Source organism: Psychromonas sp., assembly GCF_047632955.1.
Lineage (GTDB): Bacteria > Pseudomonadota > Gammaproteobacteria > Enterobacterales > Psychromonadaceae > Psychromonas.
Window position 1 is genome coordinate 1 of the sequence record NZ_JBLIED010000041.1, and the last position, 12,147, is coordinate 12,147.

Genomic DNA, 12,147 nt, shown 5'->3' on the forward strand with positions numbered 1-12,147 from the left:
TTTAAGGATAGATAGATGTCATATGTAAAACCAGCGGAATTCGTACAAACCATGATCGATGTGGGCGAAGCTAAAGTGAAAACCAGCACGCGTGATTTATTACTGCGCAGTACCATGGCGGGGATCATTCTTTCATTGGCAGTCGTTGTTGCAATCACCGCGATTGTTCAAACTGGTGTCGGCCTAGTCGGGGCTTTAGTCTTTCCCGTTGGTTTTTGTCTATTGATATTAATGGGCTACGACTTAGTGACGGGTGTATTCGGCCTTGCACCTCTCGCTCTATTTGCTAAGCGTCCAGGTATTACTTGGGGTCGCATTCTACGTTGTTGGGGCCTTGTTGGTCTGGGTAACCTGATTGGTTCGCTGATTGTTGCTTTCTTGATCGCAATTTCTTTGACTAAGAACTTCAGTATTGATCCAAATGCTGTGGCGCAAAAATTTATCGCCGTATCGACTGCTCGTTCGGTTGGTTTTGAAAACCTCGGTTTTGATGGTTGGATCACCTGTTTTGTACGCGCTATCTTCTGTAACCTTATGGTCTGTTTAGGCATTGTCGGCGCCATGACAGCACGCAGTGTTGCGGGAAAAATAGCGGCAATGTGGTTACCAATCTTTATCTTCTTCGCGCTTGTCTTTGAGCATACAGTGGTTAATATGTTCTTGTTCCCATTAGGTATGATGTTAGGGGCCGATTTTGGTATTGCGACTTGGTTGAACTTCAACCTTATTCCAACTATTTTAGGTAATATTGTGGGTGGGCTTGTCTTTACTTGTCTCCCTCTTTATTTGACTCACGCTAAGACAGCGCCTGCACTTGACTCAGAGCAAGCTGAGAAAGTAAACGCTGAACCAGCACTTAGTAGAATATAATCTGTTTTAAGTAAAACTTTCGAAGCCCCTTGCTTATGTTTAGGGGCTTTATCCTGCAAAAAATCTTCCTCTTTATAGCCAGCCTAATAACTATATCTATTTATCTATCTATTTATTTTATTAGGGGAGCTAAATTGAGTATTTGGGAAGGCTTCCGGCCTACAGAGAAAAATGCAGGCCGTGAGTTAATGATCAGATATTGATAGTCTTTTTTGTACTAAAAGAGAGGAGGTGAAGCTGCTCCGCTCATATCTTTAAATAACCACAGCATATAGGCGATATAACCGGTTAATAGCATTCCCCCTTCTACGCGGCCCAGTACGCCTGTTTTTCCTTTGCGCCATGCGATTGAGAAGATAATTAACGCAACGGTTAAAGCTATCATCACCGGATAATCTCGAGTTAATACTTCGCTGTCAAAGTTGTCCGGATGAATCAACCCGGGTAACGCCATCACGCCTAAAATATTAAAGATATTGGAGCCGATAATATTACCAACCGCTAAATCAAACTCTTTTTTACGTGCAGCTGCAAGCGTGGCCGCCAGCTCCGGTAAACTGGTGCCAATCGCTACAATAGTCAGGCCAATAATTAAATCACTGATACCAAAATACTGCGCGACATCCACTGCGCCCCAAACCAGCAGACGAGAAGAAGCAATCAACAGCACAATACCAATCACTAACCATTTTAATGCTTCCCCCTTACTGACCTCTTCGGGCAATTCATCCAGTATTTCCTGTGGCAGGCTGTCAGTGTTGTGACTTTTTGCTTCCCATGCGCTGTAGATCAGCATGAAGACCATCATAGTCAATAGGATCAGGCCATCTAAAAAGCCCAGCTTTTGGTCCCAAAGCAAAAATAAACTGGATAATATCAGTGCTAATAATAGCGGCATTTCCCGTTTAAGTAGTTTAGAGTGAATATGCAGCGGATAGAAAATAGCGGTCACCCCCAGCATTAAACCAATATTGGTTATGTTTGAGCCGATCGCATTACCTATCGACAGACCGGTATTACCCTGAGCAGCGGCTATTGCGGAGACTAACATTTCCGGTGCAGATGTGCCTAAACCGACAATTACAACGCCGACAATAAGCGGGGATATTGAAAAACTTCGCGCGGTATTTGAGGCACCTAAAACGAATTTATCAGCGCTCCAGATGAGCAGGGCAAAACCGATAATAATTGCAAGGGCGGGCAATAATAATGTTAGCACAACAGGTAGACTCCATGTGTTTTCTTAAAACAGGCATAAATCCTTCAACTGTAGATTCCCACCTTGCCATTCAGAATTTAATTTTATTTAAAGCGTGCTTCTAAATACAGAGCACAATATAAGGCGGTTTTTTGATATAAAAAAAACGCTGAACATTTTCATGTTCAGCGTTTTCTTAGAGCTATTTAAGAGGTTGTTGACTAACCACGACCTTCAGCAATAGCGGCAACAGCGGCAAGTTCTGCTGTTTGTTTTTCATGCTTTTCTTGACGATCTTGAATATCCATCAATTCATTGGTGATTAGATTTTCTTCAATTTCACGTAGCGCGATAACCGTAGGTTTATCATTTTCCGGATCGACTAAAGGTGTTTTACCTTGAGTTGCAAGCTGGCGAGCTCGACGAGATGCCATTAAGATAAGATCAAAACGATTACCGACTACATTTACTGCATCTTCAACGGTTACACGTGCCATTGCTGAACTCCAAAATTTTAAATACACAAAAACGGGCGCTAATTATACGTTCTAAATCACAATTGATCCACAAACTTCGTGTTGGAATTATTAAGCTAACAATTCTTTAATGGTTATTTGGTATTTAATCGCCTGCTTGGCTTGTTCATTTCGCTGCGCTTTAACAATCGCCGATAACTCTTTCGTGGCGCTGTTAAAATCATCATTAATGATCCACAAACTTCGTGTTGGAATTATTAAGCTAACAATTCTTTAATGGTTATTTGGTATTTAATCGCCTGCTTGGCTTGTTCATTTCGCTGCGCTTTAACACTAGCCGATAACTCTTTCGTGGCGCTGTTAAAATCATCATTAATGATCCACAAACTTCGTGTTGGAATTATTAAGCTAACAATTCTTTAATGGTTATTTGGTATTTAATCGCCTGCTTGACTTGTTCATTTCGTTGCGCTTTAACAATCGCCGATAACTCTTTCGTGGCGCTGTTAAAATCATCATTAATGATCCACAAACTTCGTGTTGGAATTATTAAGCTAACAATTCTTTAATTGTTATTTGGTATTTAATCGCCTGCTTGGCTTGTTCATTTCGCTGCGCTTTAACACTAGCCGATAACTCTTTCGTGGCGCTGTCAAAATCATCATTAATGATCCACAAACTTCGTATTAGGATTATTGTGCTAACAATTCTTTAATGGTTGTTTGGTGCTTAAGCGTCTGCTTGGCTTGTTTATTTCGCTGCGCTTTAACAATCGCCGATAACTCTTCCGTGGCGCACTTAAAATTATCATTAATGATCAAATAATCGTATTCATCATAATGCGACATTTCAGATTGTGCCTGCTCCATACGCTTGGTTATGATCTCTTTACTGTCTTGACCACGCGTGTTTAAGCGTGCTTCTAACTCTTTGCGGCTAGGGGGAAGAATAAAGATACCTTTAGCCTCTGGCAGCATTTTTCTAACCTGTCGTGCACCTTGCCAGTCAATATCCAACAGTACATCGATTCCTTTAGTGAGCGCCTCTTCTATGGCGATCCGCGAGGTGCCGTAATAGTTGCCAAAGACTTCCGCCCATTCAAAAAAAGCATTTTCAGCAATCAATTTTTTAAACGTTTCTGTACTTACAAAATGATAATGCTGACCATCCACTTCGCCGGCACGCGGAGCACGTGTTGTGTGAGAAATAGAAACCTGTGCCTGCCAATCTCTTTTTTCTGCTAAAAATGCATTGATAAGGCTTGATTTTCCTGCTCCGCTTGGAGCAGATACAATATACAGTGTGCCGACTTGGGACATAAAAAAGCATTCCTGAAAGTATTAATTAGATCTAACCACCCCTTTTTTAATTCAAGAATGGGCAGTGATTTTACGAGTCGCGAATTATCCCTTATTTTTAAAGTGAAGTCTGTTGAATCGACTTTTTAATTTTGATAAGGGTTGATTAACCCACTATTTACGCAGATGAACGCTTTCCACCTGGTGATTGGCTGCCTTGGTCAGGATCAGGTTTGCTCTATCCCGGGTTGGACGAATATTTTCTTCCAAATTAACCCCGTTGATTTCGTCCCATATTTTTTCCGCAATTTCAATGGCGTTAGTTTCTTCCATTTGCGAATAACTATGGAAATAGGCTTTAGGATCCGTAAATGCACCTTCACGAAATTTTAGAAAGCGTTGTACATACCATTTTTTTAAGAGCTGCGTGTCTGCGTCGACGAAGATAGAAAAATCTACAAAATCAGAAACAAAAGAGCGCTGCGGATAATGTGGATAATTAATTGCACTTTGTAATACATTTAAACCCTCTAATATAACAATATCGGGTTTTGCAAGGTGTAACTTTTTATCGGGCAATATATCGTAGGTCAGATGTGAATATATTGGTGCAGAAATCAACTCTTTGCCGGACTTTATTGCGGAAACAAAATCAATTAAGGCTTTGATATCAAAACTCTCTGGAAATCCCTTTTTGTGCATGAGATTACGTGCAACCAGTTCCTGGTTAGGTCGTAAAAAGCCATCCGTTGTCACTAGTGCAACTTTGGGGTGCTCCGGCCAGTGAGATAACATCGCTTGAAGGATACGCGCTGTGGTACTTTTACCCACGGCAACACTGCCGGCAATACCAATAATATAAGGTACGTTGTCATTCTTTGAGTTTAAAAATTTATCGCGCACGGTATGGCGACGCTGCTGCGTTTTGACGTATAAATTAAGCAGACGGGAGAGTGGCAGGTAAATATCAATCACTTCTTGAATGGAAAGTGATTCGTTAATCCCCTGTAACTGTCTCAGGTCGCCTTCCGAGAGGGTTAACTTAACATTGTCGCGCAATTCAGCCCACTTTTCTCTTTCAAAGTGCATATAGGCATCGTGGGCGTTATACTGAGCTGCTATAGCTGTGGTGCTTATTGTCACCAGTTTCTTGCTCTATGTAAATTGATTTGGCATTACCTTCCGGGTTATCTGTTTTTATATGGTATTGCTCGGCGGGTTTTATTAACAACTCAAAGAGGTTAACCAATGTTTGTTGCGATTGTTCAACGTTACTTTGTCCTACCAAACGAGCAAAGGCGGCATCATAATCACTTTCAACCCAGCAGGTGTAATCATAAAGATCTAAATAGGCTTCCTGCAAAAGATAAACACCTTCAATAATGATGATCTCTATATTTTGAAAGTTATATTCAACCGTGCGCGGATTTAAAACATCTTCAAGGGTGACCGATGTTTTGATACTACCGAACAATTTTAGAGGTAAAATGAGCTGTTCGAACATTTCATCAAAGCGGTAGGCGTTCAGATAATATTCTTCCGGGCTGCTCATGACGTTAAAACGTACATTTTCAGCGGCTTCCCAGTCATCGGTATGGATCACTGCAACTCGAACACCCTGAAGTTTTAGCGCATCAGCAATCTTTTCGCTTAACGCGCGTTTACCGCCGCCCTCAATCCCACTAATCGCGATGATTTGTGCTTTTGTTGACTCATTTTTATTATAACTATCCAGTAAAGCCGCTTTCAGTTGCTCTGCGCTGTTAAAGATGGTTTTCAAATGGGCAATTCCTTTACGTTATAGCTGGCCATAACAAGTATCAAGGCTGGCCTTTCGCTCTTCGCCTTGTGAAGATGCCTTTTAATAACGTTCATTAAGAGGCATAGGTAACTTGTTGTTCTAATTATATAATAATAATGGCCTTGATATTAGTTTTTCTTCTGCGTTAAGAAAGTGACCAGTGCAACAAACTCTTCATTACTTCTTATGGAGCTTGTGTTTACTTTATATTTACCATTAACAATTAAGGTCGGCACGCCCCGGATGTTGAATGTTTCGGTATCTCGTTTCATTTGCGACGCTAATCCGCTGACCGGAAAACTCGCTAATGCATTTTCTGCTTCTTGTTTGTCAACGCCCGCTTTTTCAAACAGTTCAAGTACACCTTCCCGGCCATTAATGGCTTTACGTTGAGTATGTATTTGATCAAAAATGATACTTGAAAGCTTATCTTCTACATTGAGGATTTCTGCTGCGGCATAAGCCTTAGTTAATTCCGGCCCCATTTCCTTACCTAAAAAGTTTACATGCACTTTTTTTATTTTTACCTGCTCAGGTAAGTTTTGTTTAAGATTATTCATCAAAGGTTCAAATTTAAAGCAATGCGGGCAGAAAAATGAGAAAAACTCCTTCACTTCCGGGGTGGCGGTGGCTGTTTGCTTGATCACTTCGTAGTGAGTTCCTTCCTCAAAATCAACGGCTTGTGCGGAAAGTGGGAATATAATCATAGCCATTAGTAAGGCAAAAATCTTTTTCATTGTTGTTCCTTTGGTTAAATTGGTCACGGGCTTATTTTATCTTTAATAATTCGGTTGTAAAGAAATCGGTGCTTGCTTTAGGGCGATTAATTGATCTTTAAGTGACTGTAATAGCTCTTTCCAATATTCATCCGTTATAAACCACGGAAAATTAAGTGGAAAAGCGGGGTCCGACCAACGTTTATTAATCCAGTTAACATAATTAATGATGCGCATTGTGCGTAGCGTTTCGATCAAGCATAACTGATTCCGGTCAAAATCACACTCTTCTTCGTAACCTTCTAATAACATTGATAATTGAAGCTGTTTCTCCGCGTTTGTGCCGCTCAATAAGAGCCACAGATCCTGAACGGCCGGACCCATTTTACAGTCATCAAAATCGACAAAATAGGGCGAATTATCTTTCACCAAAATATTACTTGCATGGCAATCTCCGTGTAAGCGGATTATTTTATGCTGGTGATTATTAAATTGCCTGGTTGTTTCAATTTCAAGGGCCTCAAGTGTTGCAAATAGCGGTGCGCGCAGAGATTTTGGAATATAAGGACTGCTGCGCAGTGCTTTAATCGGGTTTGACAACATAATTTCAATATTAAGCGGCTCTCTGTATTTAAAGGTCTCCTGACCTGCAATGCGGTGCATTTTTCCTAACGCGCAACCCACATCATAGAGTATATCAATATTATCAAGCTCCATGGAACGTGCTGATAAACTATGAAATAAGGCAAAATAATAACCTTCAAAGTAAAATAAGGTTTGTTGATTAATTTCTATTGGAGAGGCAATTTGACAGCCGTTTTGATCTAAAATCTGGCAAAATTGGTGCTCTTCTTTTAATTGCGCTTCACTCCAGTGTTGTGGCCTGTAAAACTTCACCACATAGCGAATTTTATTTTCATCGGTAAATAAAGACACGCGATTTTCATAGGAGTTCAGAGAGATTAACCCGGATGCCGGATAAACCGCAATTGATGCCAGAGCATCAAGTTGCAGTTCAGGCGTGAGAGATTGGTAACTGAAATTTGCTTGCACTGGCATTTACTCGATAAAAAAGGGCTTACGCCCTTAATAATTTATTTGTTTATAAACCAAGAAAGAAGGTTGTTTTTTGTTCTATTGTTTCAACTTCACCCGACGCTCCGGTTAGCGTAATGGTAATGTTAATCCTTTTTTCCTTAATTTCATAAGGATCAACGGCAATCGCAATAGGCTGGGTTAATACTTCGCCCGGTTTTATCACAATTTGGCTGGGACCAATCAGTTTAGCATCTTGCAGACCGGAAAAAGACAGATCATAGGTTTGGGTGGTGATGGTTTTATTGAGTATTTTTAAGGTGTAGGTATTTTCAATTAACCCCTGGCTATTTTCTCGGTATAAGACGTTACGATCGCGAAGAATTTCCATTTCGGCACTGCTTAAATTGATAATATTAACGAAAAACATGGCGACCATTATCAATAATAAAATACCGTAACCGATAATTTTAGGACGTAATACGTGGGTTTCTTTACCCTCTAACTTTTGTTCCGTGGTATAGGAGATTAATCCGCGCGGATAACCCATTTTATCCATAGTATAATCGCAGGCATCAACACAAGCCCCGCAGTTAATACACTCATATTGTAAACCGTCACGAATATCTATGCCCGTCGGGCAGACTTGTACACAAAGGTCGCAATCAATACAATCCCCTAATCCTAAATCCTGTGGAGAATCTTTGCGTCTTCTTGGGCCGCGTTTTTCTCCGCGTTCTGCATCATAACCGACAATAAAAGTATCTTTATCAAACATGGCTGACTGAAAGCGGGCATAAGGGCACATATGCAGGCACACAATGGATCTCATCCAACCGGCATTGATGTAGGTAGCCGCGGCAAAAAAGAGCACACTGGCGGTGGTTGCAAAACCGGCATTAAAAGTAAAAAAATCGCTGTACAGTTCACTAACCGATACGAAATAAGAGCAAAAAGCTAAACCCGTGAGTAAAGAAATGATTATCCAGCCGCTATGTTTTGCGGTTTTCCGCCAGACTTTATTAAAGCTCCAGGGCATCTGATCCAGTCTTTTGCGTTTATTGGCACTGCCTTCAAAGCGCTCTTCAAACCAGATAAATATAAATGTCCAAACCGTTTGCGGACAGGTATAACCACACCACACTCGGCCCAAATAGGTGGTAATAAAGAATAAAGCAAAGGCTGCAATGATAAATACCCAGGCGAGCAGAGTCAGATCCTGCGGAAACAGGGTCATATTAAAAATATGATACTGTTGAGCGGCAATATCAAATAAAATTGCTTGCTGTCCATTCCACCTTATTAGGGGCAGAGCAATAAATAATACAATTAATCCCCAGCCCGTATAACGACGCAGTTTTTGATAGAATCCATAAATGGCGCGCACATAAATACGGTTGCTCGGATTATATTGTTCAACGCCGCTTACATTGCTGCTGTCTATCTCTTTTATTTTAATACGTTCAGTCATCATTAAAGCCTGAAATGTGGTATTTGGGAATCATATTATAAAGGAAGTTAGTTAAATAAAAATAATGGATTTGCAGATAAGACTAATTTGACTCATTAATTGATCCTAACTAGCAACAATGATCATTTTTTTAGTTTTTTTGAAGCTCAGGAAGTGGCGCTGCAGAGGTTTCTAACTAATAAATCATTATTACATGCCGTTCGCAGGGCAAACGGCATGACGGTTTTTTAAAAGATCAATTTTATAGAATGATATCTTTCAATCTTTGATCTTTTCTATCCAGGTAATGAGTCGAGCGGATACGACGTATGGTACGTGATTTACCGCGTACCAATAAGGTTTCTGTCGTTGCTAAAAGGCCATCTGCGGTGACACCTTCTACTAAATCACCTTTAGTAATACCGGTTGCAGAAAAAATGATGTTGTCATTTTTAACTAGATCTTCAAGTTTTAATATTGTGTTAACTTCAATGCCGGCTGCTTCACAACGAGCCGTTTCTTCTGCACCAATTCTGATATTTTCCTCTGTTGCCCCTTTGACCATCGGGCGAGGGATCAGGCGTGCTTGCATATTACCGTCTAATGCGCGCACCACAGCGGCAGAAATAACACCTTCAGGTGCGCCACCAATACAATACAAAACATCTACCTGGTTATCCGGCATACAGGCTAATACAGAGATCGCAACATCACCGTCAGGAATGGCAAAAACGCGCACTCCTAAACCCTGCATATCCTTGATAATTCGGTCATGACGCGGTTTGGCTAAGGTAGCAACGGTTAATTGACCTAAGGGTTTACCTAATGCAGCTGCAATGGCTTTTAAGTTTTGCTCTAAAGAGAGATTTAAATCAATGGCATTTTTAGCATTCGGTCCAACAATTAATTTTTCCATGTACATATCAGGCGCACGTAAAAAACTGCCTTTTTCGCCAACCGCTAAGACGGCTAATGCATTGGACTGGCCCATGGCCGTCATTCGAGTACCTTCGATAGGGTCGACTGCGATATCAACAGTATCACCGATGCCGGTACCAACGTGCTCACCAATATAAAGCATTGGCGCTTCATCAATCTCACCTTCACCAATAACGATTTCACCATCAATATCAATTTGATTAAAAGTTAAACGCATTGCTTCTACGGCTGCGCCGTCGGCGGTGTTTTTATCACCCCGTCCTAACCATTTATAGCCGGCTAGTGCCGCCGCTTCTGTTACTCGACAAAATTCTATTTCTAATCCGCGTCTCATTTTTGAGCTCCCACTTTAATATATTTTTATTTGCTAACTATACAGGAGAATTAGCTACAATTTTTTGTTATTAGATTATTTAATCAGTACTTTTACTGCTTGTTCAAATTTATCCATGGCTTGATCAATTTCTTGGTTACTGATATTGAGTGCCGGTGCGAAACGGATCACACTTGCACCTGCGGCCAGTACTAATAAACCTTGATCTGCACTGGCCAGCAGTAAATCTTTTGCGCGGCCCTGGTACTGTTCATTTAAAACCGCTCCCAGTAATAAACCCGCACCACGAACCTCTTTGAAAACATTATATTGCTGGTTTATTTTTTCCAGAGCGTGACGTATTAAACGCTCTTTTTCTTTTACCCCGTTTAAGATTTCATCGCTATTGATTAACTCAAATGCCTTGCTGGCAACGGCACAAGCAAGTGGGTTGCCGCCAAAGGTCGTACCGTGTGTTCCTACCGTTAGGCTGGCTGCAAATTTAGTTAAGGTGAGCATTGCTGAAATAGGGAAACCTGCCCCCAAGGATTTTGCAGAGGTAAGTACATCCGGGGTGACACCTAATGCCATGTAAGCAAATAATGAACCGGTGCGGCCCATACCCGTTTGCACTTCATCGAAAATCATAAGCGCATTATATTTATCACAGAGTTTACGGACACCTTGCGCAAAGGATTTTTCTATTGGTAAAACGCCCCCTTCACCCTGCAGGGGTTCAAGTATAACAGCACAGGTTTTATCGGACATGGCATTTTCCAAGGCACTCAAATCATTGTAATCAAGGTGTGTTATATCTGCGGGTTTGGGCCCAAAACCATCGGAGTAAGGTGCATGCCCTCCGGTGCTGACAGTAAAAAATGTGCGTCCATGAAAACCGTGATGAAAGGCGATAATTTCAGTTTTTTCCTGGCCGTAATTATCAAAGGCAAAACGACGTGCTAATTTTAACGCAGCTTCATTGGCTTCTGCGCCGGAATTTGCAAAAAAAACTTTTTCTGCAAAAGTATTATCAATAATCTGCTGTGCCAACTGTAAAACCGGCTCGTTGGTATAATAATTACTGACATGCCAGAGCTTTTTAGCCTGTTCGGTTAATGCGGCCACTAATTCCGGATGTGCATGACCCAGTGCGTTTACAGCAATACCACCAGTCAGGTCAAGATATTCGCGGTTGTCTTGATCCCAAACACGAGAGCCTTCACCACGAACAGGGATCATTGCCAAAGGAGCATAATTGGGCACCATAATTTGATCAAAAAGAGCGCGAGTGACGGCAGGAGTTGACATAAATAAATCCTTTAAAATAAAAACACCAAGTGAGGGTTTAAAATAATGAGCGCTAATATACGCACTTATTTTTTGAAACCAAGTGATTGAGCAATAAAATTGTTGAGCAGTTTTAAACCTTGTTCAGACATAATGCTTTCGGGATGGAATTGTACCCCCTCAAGCGCTAATGTTTTATGACGGATAGCCATTATTTCATCGCTGTTAAGCACCGTTGACGTTACCTCCAGACAACTTGGCAGACTGCCCGGGTCAAGTACCAGACTATGGTAACGCGTGACATTCAGAGGGTTATTTAACCCTTTGAATACCCCTTGACCGTCATGCTTAATCAATGAATTTTTACCATGCATCACTTTATTGGCGCGCACGACTTTTGCGCCACAAACCTGACCGATACTTTGATGCCCGAGGCAGACTCCTAATAAAGGAATTTGACCCGCAAAATGTTCAATGGTTTTTAATGAAATACCGGCTGCATCGGGTGTGCAGGGGCCGGGTGAAATAACTATCTGATCCGGATTTAAGTCAGTAATTTCCTGTAGACTTACCTGATCATTTCTTTTGACTATAACCTCTTGCTTTAATTGGCCAAAATATTGAACCAAATTGTAAGTAAAAGAGTCATAATTGTCGATCATCAAAAGCATTGGAAAATCACCCATCATAAAATAGCAGGGACTTATTTTATCATTACAACTCTAAACCACCTACACTAAAACCAAGTCTGAAATTAACGTGCT

The 12,147-nt window shown here is 41.0% G+C and carries 12 protein-coding genes; 1 reads left to right on the top strand and 11 read right to left on the bottom strand.

Annotated elements, in window-relative coordinates; translation table 11 throughout:
- The first annotated feature begins 15 nt into the window (after positions 1-15).
- The gene (locus tag ACJAZP_RS16820; RefSeq protein WP_415231901.1) at positions 16-870 is read left to right on the top strand and encodes a formate/nitrite transporter family protein; all 855 of its coding nucleotides are present in this window, start codon (positions 16-18) and stop codon (positions 868-870) included.
- Positions 871-1,087: 217 nt separating this feature from the next.
- Here ACJAZP_RS16820 and ACJAZP_RS16825 read toward each other — a convergent pair whose 3' ends face one another.
- From ACJAZP_RS16825 to ACJAZP_RS16875, 11 genes are all read right to left on the bottom strand, one after another.
- Positions 1,088-2,089 (bottom strand): calcium/sodium antiporter, encoded by a 1,002-nt coding sequence (locus tag ACJAZP_RS16825; RefSeq protein ID WP_415231902.1) that lies wholly within the window; start codon positions 2,087-2,089, stop codon positions 1,088-1,090.
- A gap of 200 nt (positions 2,090-2,289) precedes the next feature.
- Entirely contained in the window at positions 2,290-2,565 is a 276-nt protein-coding gene (gene rpoZ / locus ACJAZP_RS16830) for a DNA-directed RNA polymerase subunit omega (protein ID WP_011771855.1), read from the bottom strand.
- Between the two features lie 671 nt (positions 2,566-3,236).
- The gene (gmk, locus tag ACJAZP_RS16835) at positions 3,237-3,863 is read right to left on the bottom strand and encodes a guanylate kinase (protein ID WP_415231903.1); all 627 of its coding nucleotides are present in this window, start codon (positions 3,861-3,863) and stop codon (positions 3,237-3,239) included.
- 153 nt (positions 3,864-4,016) lie between these two features.
- Positions 4,017-4,931, bottom strand: a complete 915-nt coding sequence (gene coaA, locus ACJAZP_RS16840; protein WP_415231904.1) for a type I pantothenate kinase — start codon at positions 4,929-4,931, stop codon at positions 4,017-4,019.
- Positions 4,932-4,947: 16 nt separating this feature from the next.
- On the bottom strand, positions 4,948-5,622 hold the full coding sequence (locus ACJAZP_RS16845) for a uridine kinase family protein (protein ID WP_415231905.1): 675 nt from the start codon (positions 5,620-5,622) through the stop codon (positions 4,948-4,950).
- Between the two features lie 149 nt (positions 5,623-5,771).
- Positions 5,772-6,380: a thiol:disulfide interchange protein DsbA/DsbL gene (locus tag ACJAZP_RS16850; protein ID WP_415231906.1), complete on the bottom strand. Its 609-nt coding sequence runs from the start codon at positions 6,378-6,380 to the stop codon at positions 5,772-5,774.
- Positions 6,381-6,422: 42 nt separating this feature from the next.
- Positions 6,423-7,418, bottom strand: a complete 996-nt coding sequence (locus ACJAZP_RS16855; protein WP_415231907.1) for a serine/threonine protein kinase — start codon at positions 7,416-7,418, stop codon at positions 6,423-6,425.
- 43 nt (positions 7,419-7,461) lie between these two features.
- The gene (ccoG, locus tag ACJAZP_RS16860) at positions 7,462-8,865 is read right to left on the bottom strand and encodes a cytochrome c oxidase accessory protein CcoG (protein ID WP_415231908.1); all 1,404 of its coding nucleotides are present in this window, start codon (positions 8,863-8,865) and stop codon (positions 7,462-7,464) included.
- Between the two features lie 241 nt (positions 8,866-9,106).
- Positions 9,107-10,117, bottom strand: coding sequence for a class II fructose-bisphosphatase (gene glpX, locus ACJAZP_RS16865; RefSeq protein WP_415231909.1), 1,011 nt, complete (start codon positions 10,115-10,117; stop codon positions 9,107-9,109).
- 75 nt (positions 10,118-10,192) lie between these two features.
- Positions 10,193-11,404: an aspartate aminotransferase family protein gene (locus ACJAZP_RS16870; RefSeq protein WP_415231910.1), complete on the bottom strand. Its 1,212-nt coding sequence runs from the start codon at positions 11,402-11,404 to the stop codon at positions 10,193-10,195.
- A gap of 65 nt (positions 11,405-11,469) precedes the next feature.
- Positions 11,470-12,054 (bottom strand): anthranilate synthase component II, encoded by a 585-nt coding sequence (locus tag ACJAZP_RS16875; RefSeq protein WP_415231911.1) that lies wholly within the window; start codon positions 12,052-12,054, stop codon positions 11,470-11,472.
- Between the last annotated feature and the right edge of the window lie 93 nt (positions 12,055-12,147).